The organism is Streptococcus macedonicus ACA-DC 198 (genome assembly GCA_000283635.1).
GTDB lineage: Bacteria > Bacillota > Bacilli > Lactobacillales > Streptococcaceae > Streptococcus > Streptococcus macedonicus.
The window spans coordinates 1,596,654-1,611,590 of record HE613569.1 but is presented as its reverse complement, the minus strand read 5'-3'; the positions used below and the strand labels follow the sequence as shown (position 1 = coordinate 1,611,590).

Sequence of the window (14,937 nt, the reverse complement as noted above, 5' to 3'; positions counted from 1 at the left end):
TGTATTATGAAAAAAATAGAGGCGATTATCCGTTCAGACCGTTTGGAAGATCTCAAAGATGCCTTGTCTAAATCAGGATTTACCAAGGGAATGACAGTCAGTCAAGTGCTTGGTTATGGAAACCAACGCGGTTTTGCAGAATATGTTCGTGGTCAAAAGATTGTGCCAACTTTGCTTGCGAAAGTAAAAGTTGAAATTGTGACACATGATGCGACGGTTGATGAAATTGTGGATATCATTTGCAAAGCTGTTCGTACAGGTGAAGTCGGAGATGGTAAAATTTTTATTCTTCCGATTGAAGAAGTTGTTCGTATTCGAACAGGAGAACGAGGTGGTGATGCCGTTTAAGTTTTAAAATCTCCGAAGTTTAGTCAAGCAAAAATAGTGGTAGAAAACCTGAATTCTTAAAGGATTCGGTTTTTTTGTATAAAAAAGCTGAGACAAAACTGTCCAGCTTCTTTGTTTATATAGTTATTGTTTACAAGACGCAATTAATTTTTGTTCCGTGCGCAGCTTGGGCACCTGTTTTTTCAATAAGTTCTTGGTAATTATCAGCTGTGACACCACCACCAATCATGATTTCAATACGACCGTCAGCATGATCAACAAGGTCTTTAAGGTGAGCAATGTTTTCAAAAATGTTATTATTTTGAGCAGACCCGTGTGTCAAAATACGTGTAAAGCCTAATTCAACCAATTGGTCGAGTGCTTCTTTTTGCTCTTCAAGCGGAATGTGGTCAAAAGCCATGTGAAAAACAAGTGGCAATCCTTGTGTGGCAGGAAGAAGTTGTTCGATACCGTCTTGGTCGATGTGATTATCTTCTGTTAATAATCCCAAAACTAAACTGTCACTTTCAAGTTCAACGGCACGAAGAATATCGTCTTCCATGATGCGAAGTTCGCTATCATTATAGACAAAGTTACCACCGCGAGGGCGAATCATTGTTGCTAGTGCGATGTCTTTTTCATGCAGGTAGCGTGCCGCTTCTTTGATAACACCATAAGATGGCGTTGTGCCTCCAACGGCTAAATTATCACAAAGTTCAACACGTTTAACAGACTGATCGAGTTGATTGAGAAGTGTTGTATTTTCAGCACAAAATTCTTTGATAATCATTTGGACTCCTTAATTATTTACTACTTATCATTATATCATGATTATTTATAAATATTTTGAGTAAAAAATCTCAAAAATCTTTACAAGATTCAGAAAATTGTGTTATAATTTATACCATTATACGGAGGTATTTTTATGACAATTTACAATTTCTCTGCAGGTCCTGCAGTGTTACCGAAACCAGTGCTTGAACAAGCACAGCGTGAAATGCTTGACTACCAAGGTAGCGGCATGAGTGTTTTAGAAATGTCCCACCGTTCCAAAGAGTTTGATAATATCATTAAAGAAGCAGAACAATTATTGCGTGAATTAATGGCTATTCCAGATAATTATAAAGTGATGTTCCTTCAAGGTGGTGCATCTACGCAATTTACAATGCTTCCTTTAAACCTTGCTAAGGGACGTAAGGCATATTATCTAGTTGGTGGTTCGTGGGGTAAAAAAGCTTATGCAGAAGCTGTTAAATTGTCCAAAACTGTTCCTTTTGAACCATTGCTACTAGCATCATCTGAAGATACAGTATATGATCATATCCCTACTTTTGATTCAAAAGATATTGACCCAGAAGCTGCTTATGTTCACATCACAACAAACAATACAATTGAAGGAACATCTATTTATAATCTTCCTGATACAAATGGTGTGCCAATTGTAGCGGATATGTCTTCAAATATTCTGGCTGTACGTTACAACGTTGAAGATTTTGCTTTGATTTATGCAGGTGCCCAAAAGAACATTGGTCCTGCAGGGGTTACAGTTGTCATTGTCCGTGAAGATTTCTTGAATGATGAACCAACGCTTTCTGCTATGCTTGATTACCGTATCCAAGCAGAAGCGGGTTCACTCTACAATACACCACCTGCCTATAACATCTATATTGCAAAACTTGTTTTTGAATGGGTGAAAGCTTTCGGTGGTGTTGATAAGATGGAAGCTGCTAACCGCGAAAAATCAGGTTTGTTGTACGATTTTATTGACCAATCTGACTTCTATACAAACCCTGTTAAAAATCCAGCAGAACGTTCAGTGGCTAATATTCCATTTGTAACACCAAGTAAAGAACTTGATGCTAAATTTGTTGCTGAAGCAACACCGCTTGGATTTAAAAATATCAAAGGTCACCGCTCTGTGGGTGGTATGCGTGCTAGTCTTTACAATGCATTCCCACATCAAGGGGTACTTGATTTGATTGAATTCATGAAAAAATTTGAGGCTGAAAATAAATAATTGTTTTATTACCACTTCCGTATCGAATTTGTTATAAAATAGATTCATAATCATTAGAAAAGGTAATAATATGGAAATTAGACAAGCTTTTCCCAATGAAGTCGACCCAATCATGCTCGTTATTGAGGACGCACGAAAACAATTGGCAGCAAGCGGTAGTAATCAATGGCAAGGGAAATATCCTGATGAGGATACGATTTATGATGACGTTTTGACTGGTCAAGGGTATGTAGCCTTATTAGATGGGCAAATTGTAGCCTATGCAGCTGTTATCACTGATGGTGACCCTGCTTATGACAAGATTTACGATGGTCAGTGGAAACACAATAATCACCGTTACATCACATTTCACCGTGTTGCTATTTTGTCTAGCGTGACTGGTCGAAAGGTTGCTCAAACATTTCTTCAAGGATTGATTGAAGGAACTGAGGGGCATGATTTCCGTTGTGACACCCATGAAAAGAATGGTGCCATGCAACACATTTTTGAGAACCTTGGTTATGTCTATTGTGAAAAAGTGCCAATTGATGGTGAACGTCTAGCTTATCAAAAAATTAAAACTAAGGATGAGAATGCTCTCTATCAAGAAGTTGACGAGGCTGATCATCATAGTTATTAACAATAACGGAAAAGGAAGGCTTTTTGTAGCCTTTGTGTGAAATAAATGGTATATAGTGTTAAAACGTTTAATAATATTAATCAAGTAGGGCTTAAAGAATTAGGAAATCTTTTCCAAATTGATGGTGATTTAGCGAAAAATCCAGATGCCTATATTCTTCGTAGTCAAAATTTGCATGGAACAGTATTTCCAGAAAATTTAAAAGCGATTGCGCGTGCAGGTGCAGGAACAAATAATATTCCGATTGATGAGGCAACGGCAGCAGGGATTGTTGTCTTTAATACGCCTGGTGCAAATGCTAATGCTGTAAAAGAAGCGGTTCTTGCTTCTATCTTGATGTCAGCGCGTGACTACATCGCTGCTAATGCGTGGGTAAACACCCTTTCTGGTGATGATGTTTCAAAACAAGTCGAAGCTGGTAAGAAACAATTTGCTGGTAATGAAATTTCTGGTAAAATGCTAGGCGTTATCGGACTTGGTGCTATCGGTGGTCGTATTGCTAACTATGCACAACGTCTTGGTATGAATGTTCTAGGGTATGATCCATATGTTTCTATTGAAACAGCTTGGAATATTTCTCATCACGTCAAACGTGTGGCTGATGTTAAAGAAATCTTTGCGAATTCTGATTATATCACTGTTCATGTGCCTTTGACAGATGAAACACGCCATACATTTGATAGTGAAGCGTTCGGTTTGATGCAAAAAGGAACGGTTGTTATCAATTTTGCGCGTGGTGAATTGGTTAACAATGCAGCACTTTTTGAAGCTATTGAAGCTGGTGTTGTGAAACGTTACATTACCGATTTTGGTACAGAAGAGTTGCTTAACAAAGATAAAATCACAGTTTTCCCTCACGTAGGCGGTTCAACGGCTGAAGCTGAACTTAATTGTGCGATTATGGCTGGTAAGACAATTCGTCAATTTATGGAAACAGGTGAGATTACTAACTCTGTTAACTTTCCAAATGTTCATCAAGCATTGACTGCACCGTATCGTATCACATTGATTAATAAAAATGTGCCAAATATCGTTGCTAAAATTTCAACAGCGGTATCTGACTTAGGCATTAATATTGATAATATCATCAATCGTTCAAAAGGTGACTATGCTTATACGCTACTTGACCTTGATGAAACTGATAAGGCGAAAATTGATCACTTAGTTGCTAATTTTGAAGCTAGCGATAATATCGTTCGTGTACGTTTAATCACGAAAAAATAACAATAGAGATTGGAAGAGTTGGAAGTATTTCTCAGCTCTTTTTTTCTTTTTTTGCTATAATGGTTAAAACGATTTCAAAATTAGGGGGGAGATAGTTTATGGATAAAAAGCAGTTAAAAAAATACCAAAAACAGTTAAGAGAACAATTTTTCAGTGTTCGATTTGATAACAAAAAACAAAATTTGGTTCTGTTAGTTGGCCGTGAAACTGGAGTAGAATATCTTGGAGTGACGGCTGGTCTAGGTGATCCTTCGGTGATAACACCTTTACTTAATGCGGATGGGACACCTAAGATTAATACAGAATGGCAGAACCATCAGTTATAGATAAGGAAGCAGAGCTTGCTTTTTCTATTAGGCATATGGATTAAGTGGGAGTGATAAAATGTTAAGAAATTTGGTTTATCAGTCTGAGTTAGGAGAAATAGTAGTATTAGCTAATGAAAAAGAGCTCTTAGGTTGCTATTTTCTAGGACAAAAGTATTTTGAATATGGTTATGAACGCGAAAAAATTATTGAAGAAACGACCATTTTTTTAGATGAGGCAAAAGTTTGGTTGGATGATTATTTTGCTGGTAAAAATCCAGACCCGAGTCGATTGACCTTGGTGCCTTATGGTACGGCTTTTCAGAGGAAAGTTTGGAAAGTCTTAGCACAAATTCCTTATGGAGAGACAATGACCTATGGGGAAATTGCCGAAAAAATTAACTGTGGTTCGGCGCAAGCCGTTGGTGGGGCTGTAGGTAAAAATCCCTTGTCTATCATTGTTCCTTGCCACCGTGTTTTAGGAAATCAAGGGCAATTAACAGGCTATGCTGGCGGAGTAGAGCGAAAGTGTTGGCTATTGGAACATGAGAAAGCTAATTTTTAGAAGGAGAAAGAAATGTTTACTTTTTATGAATATCCAAAATGTAGTACGTGTCGCCGTGCTAAGGCGGAATTGCAAGAATTAGGTGTTGATTTTGTAGCTGTCGATATTACAGTCGATACACCTAAGGTAGAACAATTGAAAGAATGGATTGAAAATTCAACATATACTATCAAGAATTTTTTCAACACTAGCGGACAAGTCTACCGTACACTTGGCTTAAAAGATAAAATCGATAGTTTGTCAATTGATGAGGCAGCAAGCCTCTTGGCTTCAGATGGTATGCTCATCAAACGCCCAGTATTGGTTAAAGATAATCAAGTCTTACAACTTGGTCACCGCAAATCCTATGCAGAATTGCTAGAAAAATAAAATCAACCACTTTCGTTATAGAAAGTGGTTTTATGTGGAGAAATTAGGCTTTTTTCCTACCTGAGATAATCATGGGGATTCCTAAAATGAGGAGGCTTGAAAAAACGCAGGTGCCTAGGATAATGGTAATAAGCCAGCTAAAGTGGCATCGGCTGGACCACTGAATTGTCTTAGCATCATGGTTTGAAGGAAAAAGAGTGAAGAAGCAAAGGAAATGTTTTTACTTGCCTTGAGATAAGCAGAGCTACTTTTACGAAGGCGAAATAGCTGAATCATTGAACTGACGAGATTAATAAAAGTAGCTAGTGCAATGAGATAGACTAAAAATGGATAGGCAACTCCGATATTGTCATCGTGTTGTGAAACAAAAATGACCATGATATGGAAAATAAAGGCAGCTATAATCAGAAAGTAGCCGACATATTGATAAAATTTCCAGCTGTCCCTTTTGTTGCGCTGCATACTTTGTCTTGTGTAAAATTTCGCGATTGCAAAGAGTAGGTGGTAAGCGGCGTAGATGAGATACCAGACAGATTGCAATGCAAAACATGACACCAGCGACATTATGACATAAAACGCATTATAAATAGCACCTGTTGTCATAGAAATTCTTGCCTTTAACTAATTATTTTTTAAGAGTGCAAAATGATTTAGAAAAAGACGTATGAGGCAGATGATTAGCCAAGTATCAAGCGCAGCTATTATTCCTGAAAATACGGATAGAAAATCAACGAGTATAACATTGCTAAAATGATGAGAAATTACCAAAACGCCAGCTATTATCATCAGTAGATTAAGTCCTAGAAAAATCAAGCGATGCTTTTTAAATAACGCAAGTGATTTTTAAATAGTTTCCAAAAGCCCCTCCTAAAAAATAATGGTATGAATGATTTTGATAATGTAGGTAATGTCGTCGTGGCAATCGTCCATAACCCAGTCATAGATAATCCGACGATAATCCGACGAATACAGCGGTGTAGAAGTGTGTCATGTAGCAAATCATCTTTTCATCGGTAAATCCCTTGGCGTGGTAACGATTGAGAAACTGCTCGTTAATATGCTGTTCAACAACTTTCTCATGCTGAAAATCAGTGGGATTTTTGAGGTAGATTTTAAAGAGTTTTTGATGATTTTTAATGTAAGTTAGGTAAGGCAGAAGATAGTAAGAATCAAGCAAACTGTCACGTTCTTTTTCAGCTTCAAAGGTTTCTTGAAGTGATATAAATTCGGCTGTGAAAATATCTGCAAGGTAAGCCATGACATCCTCTAGTAAATCAGATTGGTTGTCATAGTAGGCATAAAAAATGGAGCGGTGAACACCTGCCTCTTTGCAGATTTTACTGATTGAGATTTGGTCAAAATCAAAATCGTCTAGTAATAGAATTAAACTTTGTTTGAGTTTTTCTTGAGCAGAATGCGTCATAAATGTTTCCTTATTTCTAGGACCATTTTAACAAAAAAATCTCACAAGATGTATGTTAAGCTATTATTTTTAGACATTTAAATTCGACAAATTCTTGTAAAGGTGCTACTTGCTCTCAGCTGCCCTAAAAGTGAAAAGTAAGAAGGCTTGGTTTTTTAATAAAAATAATCTCCTAAGCTAAAAAACTTAGGAGATTTTATGTGGGTTATAAATCAATTTCCAAGACAATTGGTGTGTGGTCTTGGCGTGCGCCTGAGTCAATCATTTCTGATTTTGTGATTTTGTCTGCGATACGACTTGATGTGAGCCAGTAGTCAATACGCCAGCCACTATTGTTGATTTTGCTTGTTTTGCTACGTTGCGCCCACCAGCTATAAACACCGGGAACATCGCCATGGATGTAGCGGAAAGTGTCGGTAAAACCTTTTGCTAGTAAGTTGGTGAATCCTGCACGTTCTTCGTCGGTAAAGCCAGGAGAACGACGGTTTGAACTTGGGTGTGCCAAGTCAATTTCTTTGTGAGCGACGTTGTAGTCACCTGTTGCCAAGACTGGTTTTACTTGGTCTAATTCTGCCAAGTAATCCGCGTATTTTTCGTCCCAGATTTGACGTTCAGCCAAACGTTTTAAACCGTCACCAGCGTTTGGGGTGTAAACTTGTGTGACGAAAAATTTGTCAAATTCAAGGGTGATAATGCGCCCTTCACTATCCATGTTGTCAGGAGCACCGATTTCGGGATATGAAATGCTTCTTGGTGTCAGGCTACTTTTGTAGAGAAACATGGTACCAGCATAGCCTTTTCTGGCAGGCTCAACAGATGAACGCCAAGAGACCTCGTATTCAGGAAAATAATCTTGTAAAATTTGCAAATGCTTTTTGGTCGGACCTTTGGCTGACAATTTTGTTTCTTGAATGGCAATGATGTCAGCATTTTCAGTAACCAAGGTATCAATAACAGCGCGAGACATAATAGCGCGTGCAGAATTGCTAGTCAAAGCAGCGTTGAGTGAATCAATATTCCACGAAATAAGTTTCATAACTAAGCTACCAGAACCTTGTAGGAAAACAAGATTCTCTTCTTTCTAAAAAATCTAATCGTTACCCCCTATTTTAACAAAAAAAGAAATAGTACGCGACTTTGATGATTTGAAAGGTGGTTTTTTCTTACCATAAAAGATGAAAAAAGTGTTCTAATCTATTTAGAAAAACATCTAAATAGATTTTCTAAATAACGAAGGGAGACAGCTATGGGATTTGCAGAGACTTTTAAAGCGTTATCACACCCAATTCGGCGAGAGATTCTGGAGTTATTAAAATCAGAACGCTTGCCAGCAGGTGATATCACTGGACATTTTGACGTTGCAGGTGCAACAATTTCTCACCACCTTAATATTTTGAAAAAGGCTGGTTTAGTTGTTGAGAAACGTGAGAAAAATTTTATCTATTACGAATTAAGTACGTCAGTTTTAGAAGATATTATGACATGGTTAGCGGATTTAAAGGGGGAGTCAGGAGATGAAGATTAATAAAAAGAGTTTGGTTAAGACAAGTCTTGTCATTCTTTTACCAGTTCTTATCGGAATTTTATTGTGGAATCAATTGCCAAGTCAAATGGCGACACATTTTGATATTAGTGGAAATGCCGATGGTTATAATAGTAAAATTTTTGCCATCTTTGCTTTTCCGATACTTTTCTTACTTTTTCAATTGATTGTGTTAGTATCGTTAGAAAAGGATTCTGTTAAAGCTACCACGCCAGCTCGTATGGTAAAGATATATGCGTGGCTCATTCCTTTTCTTAGTTTAATTGTCCAGTTGTCGATTTATGCGAATGCACTTGGAGTTATCGAAAGTAGTCCGGCACTTGTAACTGCTTTTCTGGGCATCATTTTTATTTTTATTGGAAATTACCTTCCTAAAACACAACGAAATTATACGATTGGCATTCGTTTGCCATGGACACTTTCTGATGACCGCAATTGGTATAAAACGCACCGTTTTGCTAGTAAGATTTGGGTGCTGGGTGGCTTGTTTCTTTTATTTGATAGTTTTTTCCAACTTGCTTTGCCTTATGTTTTGGGTGGTGTTATTGGTTTAATGGTTATTGTGCCAGTGTTTTATTCGTTTGTGCTTAGTCGTCACTCAAGCAAGTAATTTCAGGTAATAATGTGTGATTTCAATAGCTTCGAGGTCTGGTTGGGCGTGTAGCCACCAGCTAAGCGTTGTTAAAAAAGTATCAATAATATATTGGTCCAACAGTTGGTCAGGTAACGCGTTTTCTTTAAAGTAAATGGGCTTAAGAATGGGAACCAAATATTTTTGAAGTTCTGCTTGTAGACTGCGACTAAAATAATCATCTTCCAGCTGGTAAAGGGTTGTCATTTTATCAGCATTTTCTTTGAAGTGTCGGTAAAGGTGAGTTACTTGTTCTTCAAGGCTGCCTTTGTGTAAGGATTGGTTGGTTTGATGTTCAGCAAGCGAAGAAGTCACAAAAACGTGTTGAAAAAGCTGTTGACAAACAGCGATTAGCAAATCATCTTTGCTCGTAAAATGACTATAAAAGGTTGAACGACCAATATTAGCTTTCTGACATAATTCAATAATGCGAATATCGTGAAATGATTTTTGAGCTAATAAATCAAAAAATGCGGTAAAAATGGCTTCCTGTGTTTTGACTTCCTGACGTGTCATGAGATTTCTCCTGAAATGGACATTTTTTCTTTTTTGTCTATTATTGAACATTATAATATTTTTGCGTATGGTTTTAAAGTTAAAAGTTTAAGATAATAGAGATAATTTAAAGAAAGAAGTAATCTTATGACAAATACATTACATAAATCCATTTTAAATCTTGCGATACCAGCAACGATTGAAAATATTTTACAGACCTTGGTGGGCTTTATTGACACCTTGATGAATGCAAAGCTTGGCTTGACAGCGGTGACAGCAGTAGGTGTTTCTAATACAATTCTTAATGTTTACTTAGCGGTTTACATTGCCATTGGGGTTGGAAGTTCAGCACTGGTATCGCGAAATATTGGTGCAAAAAATAGTAAAGCTGCAAAGAGCGTTGCTGTTCAGTCGATTTATTTAGAACTCATTGTTAGTTTGGTTTTGGGACTGGTAGCGTTGCTGTTTGGATATTATCTTTTACTTTAGATGGGGCTTGATGCAACAGAATTGGCAGCAGCCAAAACTTATTTTTACCTTGTTGGTGGATTGACGTGTTTTAATAGTTTGATGACTGTTTTAGCAAGTATTATTCGTGCAACTGGTGATACCAAGTCACCGATGACGATTTCAGCTATCACAAATGTGACGAATATCTGTGTTGACTATGTTTTGATTTTTGGGATTGGGTCGTTTGCTGGACTTGGAATATTGGGGACAGCGATTGGAACAGTAATTGCCAGAATCTTTGGAACGGTTTTGTTGTTTAAAAAATTACAAGCCTAAGAACTCGCTTTACAAAAAGATGACCTACGGTTTGACTGTAAAGATAAGGAATTGATTTCCTTGACCATTCCGGCGACAGCAGAGCGTTTGGTCATGCGTTTGGGACAAGTGGTTTATATGAGCTTGATTGTTGCGTTTAGTAGTAAAACGTACGCCAGCCATAATATTGCAGGTTCAATTGAATCATTTGTTTACATGCCAGCTTATGGTTTAGCAACGGCAGCAGCTGTTTTGATTGGTATGGCAAAGGGTGAAAAAGATTATCATAAAATTCGTCAAGTTGGTTTTTGGTCAACCCTTTATGGCGTTGTTATCTTAGGATTTTTCGGACTATTTCTGTTTTTTGGTGGAGCTTATTTTGCCACTTTCTTTACCTCTGATAGCTCTGCGATTGCCCAAGTGGGCATCGCTTTGAAAATTGATGGTTTTATCCAACCTGTTTTAGCAATTAGTTTGATTTTAGCGGGAGCTCTTCAAGGAATGGGAGATACCAAAACACCTCTTTACAGTACGATTATTGGTATGTGGGGAATACGCGTGGTTGGTGTATTTCTCTTAGGACAATATCTTGGTTTAGGCATTGCAGGTGTTTGGTTATCGATTCTAATTGATTTAGCCATTCGAGCTATTTTTCTATCTTATCGCTTTAATAAAGTCACTAAAATCTTGGCGTGATTGCTAGGATTTTTTCGCATTGTTATGCGATTTTATCTATAATCAGCTATAAATTTATGTTATAATAAAGTGTTATCAATAAAGGAGTTTCATTAGCTCCTATTTGAAAGGAAAGAAAATGACTAGTAAACAACCATTTTACATTACAACACCTATTTATTATCCATCTGGTAAGCTTCACATTGGTTCAGCTTATACAACAATTGCTTGTGACGTTTTAGCACGTTACAAACGCATGATGAACCATGAGGTTTTTTATTTGACTGGTCTTGATGAACACGGTCAAAAAATTCAACAAAAAGCTGAAGAAGCAGGAATTACACCACAATCTTATGTTGACGGTATGGCTGCTGATGTTAAAAAACTTTGGGAAATGCTCGGTATTTCATATGATAAATTCATTCGTACAACTGATGATTACCATGAAAAAGTCGTTGCTGATGTTTTTGAAAAATTGTTGGCACAGGATGATATTTATTTGGGTGAGTATTCTGGTTGGTACTCAGTGTCAGATGAAGAATTTTTCACAGAAAGCCAATTAGAAGAAGTTTTCCGTGACGAAAATGGAAAAGTCATCGGCGGGATTGCCCCTTCTGGACACGAAGTAGAATGGGTTTCAGAAGAATCATATTTCTTACGTCTTGGAAAATATGCTGACCGCTTGGTAGAATTTTTCCATGCACACCCTGATTTCATCCAACCTGATGGTCGTATGAACGAAATCATCAAGAACTTCATTGAACCAGGTCTTGAAGATTTGGCTGTCAGTCGTACATCATTTACATGGGGCGTTAAAGTGCCTTCAAATCCAAAACACGTTGTTTACGTGTGGATTGATGCGCTTCTTAACTACGCTACGGCACTTGGTTATGGTCAAGAAGAACACGCAAACTTTGATAAATTCTGGAACGAGGGAACAGTTTTCCATATGGTTGGTAAAGATATCCTACGTTTCCACTCAATTTACTGGCCAATTATGCTCATGATGTTAGACATGAAATTGCCTGACCGCTTGATTGCCCACGGTTGGTTTGTCATGAAAGACGGTAAAATGTCTAAATCTAAAGGTAATGTGGTTTACCCAGAAATGCTTGTCGAACGCTATGGACTTGACCCACTTCGTTATTACCTCATGCGCTCACTTCCAGTTGGTTCTGACGGAACATTTACGCCAGAAGATTACGTTGGACGTATCAATTATGAGTTGGCAAATGACCTTGGAAATCTTCTTAACCGCACAGTTGCCATGATTAATAAATATTTCGGTGGCGATGTTCCAGCTTACGTTGAAAATGTCACAGCATTTGATGCTGATTTGGCAGGTGTTGTCGAAGAAAAACTCGCTGAATACCATAAACAAATGAACGCTGTTGACTACCCACGCGCACTTGATGCGGTTTGGAGCATTATTTCACGTACAAATAAATACATTGATGAAACAGCTCCTTGGGTTATTGCAAAAGATGACGCTAAACGTGATGAACTGGCAGCAGTAATGGCTCACTTGGCAGCTAGTCTTCGTGTGGTGGCTCACCTTATTCAACCATTTATGATGACAACATCAAACGCTATTATGGAACAACTTGGTCTAGGAAGTGATTTTGACCTTGAAAATCTTACTCTTGCAGGCTTCCCAGAAGGAGTTAAAGTTGTTGCCAAAGGAACACCAATCTTCCCACGCCTTGACATGGAAGCTGAAATCGACTATATCAAAGCTAACATGGGTGGAACAGCAGCTGCGACAGAAGAAAAAGAATGGAATCCAGCAAATGTTGAGCTAAAAAATGAAAAGAAAGCTATCAAATTTGATGACTTTGACAAAGTAGAAATCCGTGTCGCAGAAGTCAAAGAAGTATCAAAAGTTGAAGGTTCTGAAAAATTGCTCAAATTCCGTCTTGATGCTGGCGACGGGGAAGACCGTCAAATCCTTTCAGGAATTGCAAAATTCTATCCAAATGAACAAGAGCTCATTGGTAAAAAATTGCAAATCGTTGCTAATCTGAAACCACGTAAAATGATGGGCTTGCTTAGTCAGGGAATGATTTTATCGGCTGAACATGATGGCAACTTGACTGTTTTAACAGTTGACCCAAGCGTTCCAAACGGTAGCCAAATTGGTTAATAATTGTCACAAAAGATAATGAAAATACTCAGTACCTATAATGGTAACTGGGTATTTAACTTGTGTTTTTATGAAAAGAAATTCGCAAAAAATGAAAATAAATTTCAAAAATGACAATTAATTTTCATTTAAGTTTCCTTTGATAATTTTTAATGGCGAATTTTATTATGGTGAATTAGAATCGAGAAAAACAAACATGACTTTAAAAATTTTATCACGAGAAGATTATGAACAAGTGAGTGCCACATTTAAAGAACGTTCGTTTATGCAATCTGTTGAAATGGCGGATTTGCTTGAAAAACGTGGGTTTGACATTACTTTTCTAGGTTTGGAAGCAGATGGAGCTATTCAAGTGGCGGGTGTTTTGTACAGCATGCCGATGACAGGCGGACTTCACATGGAAATTAATTCGGGTCCTGCTTCGACAGATACGGCTTATCTGGCTGAATTTTACAGAGAATTACAAGCTTATGTCAAGGAAAATGGGGCGCTTGAACTGATTGTCAAGCCTTACGATACTTATCAAACATTTGATAGTCATGGTGAGCCAAATGACGACGAAAAGCCTGAACTGATTACGTGTCTGACAGAACTTGGCTATCACTTTGATGGTCTGCAAACTGGTTATCCTGGTGGCGAGCCAGATTGGCATTATGTCAAAGATTTGACAGGATTGACACCTGAAACGCTTCGTAAGTCATTTAGCAAAAAAGGACGTCCGCTAGCTAATAAAACAAATTCTTTTGGTATTAAAGTACGTCGTCTAGAGCGTGATGAACTCCACATTTTTAAAGAAATTACAGCATCGACTTCAGAACGTCGCGAATACGTTGATAAACCTTTAGATTATTATGAAGCTTTTTACGATAGTTTTGGTGATAAATGCGAATTTATGATTGCAACGATTAATTTCCAAGACTATCTTAATAATCTTCAGGCTAGCCGTGAAACGATTGCTTCTGAACTAGCTGTTTTAAATCAAAAAATTGCTTACGGTGTTAACTCAGCTAAGGTCAATAAACAAAAGGCACAACTAGATAAACAAATTGCAACCTTTGATGTTCGTATCAACGAAGCCAAAGAGTTAATTGAAAAACATGGTTCAGAAGATGTGGTTTTGGCAGGTAGTCTCTTTATTTACACACCACAAGAAGCTGTTTATCTCTTTAGTGGCTCTTATACGGAATTTAACAAATTCTATGCACCTGTCGCCCTTCAAGAACACGTGATGACAGAAGCATTAAATCGTGGCATTCATTTTTATACTTTCCTTGGTATTCAAGGGATTTTCGATGGTAGTGATGGTGTTCTTCGTTTCAAACAAAACTTTAATGGCTATATTGTCCGCAAAATGGGAACATTCCGTTATTATCCACGTCCAATGTTGTATAAGGCAATCACGTTTTTAAAGAAAATCTTAGGACGATAACCTATGAAATCAACCTATACTAGATTAGTTTAGACTGGAGAAAAAGTTTTTTTGATACTTTCTTTAAGTTCCTCGCTTTTTTATTTCTAGGCTCAGACCTCAAACCATCCAGTGGATGGTTTGAGCCGTCGGCAGGTTCGACAGTCCAGTGGACTATCGAAGGAATCCAAGGAATTCCTAAGAGTCGTAGTGGTTAACTGGCAGTTCTCATTTTGCTTCGCAAAATTGCGACTAACCTAGTCAACTGTTCGGAGGTGATACAACGAACTATGAATATTGGGATTCTGTACCACTCCCTCGAAACTTACGGATGGCTGATTTTATTAATATTTCAGCCATTTTCACCACGGAAGGAAGTATCGCTTTTGTGTTCGCTTTACTCACAAATAATTCTGAAATTAACTAGA

Annotated in this window: 16 protein-coding genes and 1 pseudogene; 12 read left to right on the top strand and 5 right to left on the bottom strand. The window is 37.6% G+C overall.

The window, feature by feature from the left end; genetic code table 11:
- The first annotated feature begins 6 nt into the window (after positions 1–6).
- A complete protein-coding gene (locus tag SMA_RS08035; RefSeq protein WP_014295083.1) occupies positions 7–348 on the top strand; it encodes a P-II family nitrogen regulator in 342 nt (113 codons plus the stop codon).
- A gap of 130 nt (positions 349–478) precedes the next feature.
- Here the strand turns inward: SMA_RS08035 and SMA_RS08030 are convergent, their stop codons facing one another.
- The gene (locus SMA_RS08030) at positions 479–1,117 is read right to left on the bottom strand and encodes a copper homeostasis protein CutC (RefSeq protein ID WP_014295082.1); all 639 of its coding nucleotides are present in this window, start codon (positions 1,115–1,117) and stop codon (positions 479–481) included.
- Between the two features lie 135 nt (positions 1,118–1,252).
- On the opposite strand from SMA_RS08030, the gene serC reads away from it, so the two are divergent.
- The 6 genes from serC (at position 1,253) to SMA_RS08000 (ending at position 5,426) form a co-directional block, all read left to right on the top strand.
- On the top strand, positions 1,253–2,344 hold the full coding sequence (serC, locus tag SMA_RS08025; protein ID WP_014295081.1) for a 3-phosphoserine/phosphohydroxythreonine transaminase: 1,092 nt from the start codon (positions 1,253–1,255) through the stop codon (positions 2,342–2,344).
- Between the two features lie 70 nt (positions 2,345–2,414).
- On the top strand, positions 2,415–2,963 hold the full coding sequence (locus SMA_RS08020; protein WP_014295080.1) for a GNAT family N-acetyltransferase: 549 nt from the start codon (positions 2,415–2,417) through the stop codon (positions 2,961–2,963).
- Between the two features lie 45 nt (positions 2,964–3,008).
- Positions 3,009–4,187, top strand: a complete 1,179-nt coding sequence (locus tag SMA_RS08015) for a 3-phosphoglycerate dehydrogenase family protein (protein ID WP_014295079.1) — start codon at positions 3,009–3,011, stop codon at positions 4,185–4,187.
- A gap of 98 nt (positions 4,188–4,285) precedes the next feature.
- Entirely contained in the window at positions 4,286–4,513 is a 228-nt protein-coding gene (locus SMA_RS08010) for a DUF6440 family protein (protein WP_014295078.1), read from the top strand.
- Between the two features lie 58 nt (positions 4,514–4,571).
- Positions 4,572–5,057, top strand: a complete 486-nt coding sequence (locus tag SMA_RS08005) for a methylated-DNA--[protein]-cysteine S-methyltransferase (RefSeq protein ID WP_014295077.1) — start codon at positions 4,572–4,574, stop codon at positions 5,055–5,057.
- Between the two features lie 12 nt (positions 5,058–5,069).
- On the top strand, positions 5,070–5,426 hold the full coding sequence (locus SMA_RS08000; protein WP_014295076.1) for an arsenate reductase family protein: 357 nt from the start codon (positions 5,070–5,072) through the stop codon (positions 5,424–5,426).
- 114 nt (positions 5,427–5,540) lie between these two features.
- On the opposite strand, the gene SMA_RS12215 is transcribed toward SMA_RS08000, so the two are convergent.
- The 3 genes from SMA_RS12215 to SMA_RS07985 form a co-directional block, all read right to left on the bottom strand.
- Complete coding sequence (locus SMA_RS12215) at positions 5,541–6,029, bottom strand: hypothetical protein (RefSeq protein WP_014295075.1); 489 nt, start codon at positions 6,027–6,029, stop codon at positions 5,541–5,543.
- Positions 6,030–6,363: 334 nt separating this feature from the next.
- Entirely contained in the window at positions 6,364–6,849 is a 486-nt protein-coding gene (locus tag SMA_RS07990) for a TetR/AcrR family transcriptional regulator (protein WP_014295074.1), read from the bottom strand.
- Between the two features lie 205 nt (positions 6,850–7,054).
- On the bottom strand, positions 7,055–7,885 hold the full coding sequence (locus SMA_RS07985) for an exodeoxyribonuclease III (protein WP_014295073.1): 831 nt from the start codon (positions 7,883–7,885) through the stop codon (positions 7,055–7,057).
- Positions 7,886–8,095: 210 nt separating this feature from the next.
- Here SMA_RS07985 and SMA_RS07980 point away from each other — a divergent pair, with 210 nt between their 5' ends.
- The gene (locus SMA_RS07980; RefSeq protein WP_014295072.1) at positions 8,096–8,374 is read left to right on the top strand and encodes an autorepressor SdpR family transcription factor; all 279 of its coding nucleotides are present in this window, start codon (positions 8,096–8,098) and stop codon (positions 8,372–8,374) included.
- Positions 8,364–9,002 (top strand): SdpI family protein, encoded by a 639-nt coding sequence (locus SMA_RS07975; RefSeq protein WP_014295071.1) that lies wholly within the window; start codon positions 8,364–8,366, stop codon positions 9,000–9,002. Before SMA_RS07980 ends, SMA_RS07975 begins: the two co-directional genes overlap by 11 nt.
- Here the strand turns inward: SMA_RS07975 and SMA_RS07970 are convergent.
- Positions 8,991–9,539, bottom strand: a complete 549-nt coding sequence (locus SMA_RS07970) for a TetR/AcrR family transcriptional regulator (RefSeq protein ID WP_014295070.1) — start codon at positions 9,537–9,539, stop codon at positions 8,991–8,993. The genes SMA_RS07975 and SMA_RS07970 overlap by 12 nt on opposite strands.
- A 126-nt stretch (positions 9,540–9,665) precedes the next feature.
- On the opposite strand from SMA_RS07970, the pseudogene SMA_RS07965 reads away from it, so the two are divergent.
- The 3 genes and pseudogenes from SMA_RS07965 (at position 9,666) to SMA_RS07955 (ending at position 14,530) form a co-directional block, all read left to right on the top strand.
- Positions 9,666–10,979 (top strand): annotated as a pseudogene (locus tag SMA_RS07965) (MATE family efflux transporter).
- Positions 10,980–11,097: 118 nt separating this feature from the next.
- Positions 11,098–13,101 (top strand): methionine--tRNA ligase, encoded by a 2,004-nt coding sequence (gene metG / locus SMA_RS07960; protein ID WP_014295069.1) that lies wholly within the window; start codon positions 11,098–11,100, stop codon positions 13,099–13,101.
- A 196-nt stretch (positions 13,102–13,297) separates the two neighbouring features.
- Positions 13,298–14,530, top strand: coding sequence for an aminoacyltransferase (locus SMA_RS07955; protein ID WP_014295068.1), 1,233 nt, complete (start codon positions 13,298–13,300; stop codon positions 14,528–14,530).
- Positions 14,531–14,937 lie beyond the last annotated feature (407 nt).

Coding starts and splice junctions, on each gene's coding strand:
- SMA_RS08030 (WP_014295082.1), bottom strand. CDS start 1,117: ATGATTATCAAAGAATTTTGTGCTGAAAATACAACACTTCTCAATCAA.
- SMA_RS07980 (WP_014295072.1), top strand. CDS start 8,096: ATGGGATTTGCAGAGACTTTTAAAGCGTTATCACACCCAATTCGGCGA.
- metG (WP_014295069.1), top strand. CDS start 11,098: ATGACTAGTAAACAACCATTTTACATTACAACACCTATTTATTATCCA.
- SMA_RS12215 (WP_014295075.1), bottom strand. CDS start 6,029: ATGACAACAGGTGCTATTTATAATGCGTTTTATGTCATAATGTCGCTG.
- SMA_RS08000 (WP_014295076.1), top strand. CDS start 5,070: ATGTTTACTTTTTATGAATATCCAAAATGTAGTACGTGTCGCCGTGCT.
- SMA_RS07975 (WP_014295071.1), top strand. CDS start 8,364: ATGAAGATTAATAAAAAGAGTTTGGTTAAGACAAGTCTTGTCATTCTT.
- SMA_RS08015 (WP_014295079.1), top strand. CDS start 3,009: ATGGTATATAGTGTTAAAACGTTTAATAATATTAATCAAGTAGGGCTT.
- SMA_RS07985 (WP_014295073.1), bottom strand. CDS start 7,885: ATGAAACTTATTTCGTGGAATATTGATTCACTCAACGCTGCTTTGACT.
- SMA_RS07990 (WP_014295074.1), bottom strand. CDS start 6,849: ATGACGCATTCTGCTCAAGAAAAACTCAAACAAAGTTTAATTCTATTA.
- SMA_RS07955 (WP_014295068.1), top strand. CDS start 13,298: ATGACTTTAAAAATTTTATCACGAGAAGATTATGAACAAGTGAGTGCC.
- SMA_RS07970 (WP_014295070.1), bottom strand. CDS start 9,539: ATGACACGTCAGGAAGTCAAAACACAGGAAGCCATTTTTACCGCATTT.
- SMA_RS08005 (WP_014295077.1), top strand. CDS start 4,572: ATGTTAAGAAATTTGGTTTATCAGTCTGAGTTAGGAGAAATAGTAGTA.
- SMA_RS08020 (WP_014295080.1), top strand. CDS start 2,415: ATGGAAATTAGACAAGCTTTTCCCAATGAAGTCGACCCAATCATGCTC.
- SMA_RS08010 (WP_014295078.1), top strand. CDS start 4,286: ATGGATAAAAAGCAGTTAAAAAAATACCAAAAACAGTTAAGAGAACAA.
- serC (WP_014295081.1), top strand. CDS start 1,253: ATGACAATTTACAATTTCTCTGCAGGTCCTGCAGTGTTACCGAAACCA.
- SMA_RS08035 (WP_014295083.1), top strand. CDS start 7: ATGAAAAAAATAGAGGCGATTATCCGTTCAGACCGTTTGGAAGATCTC.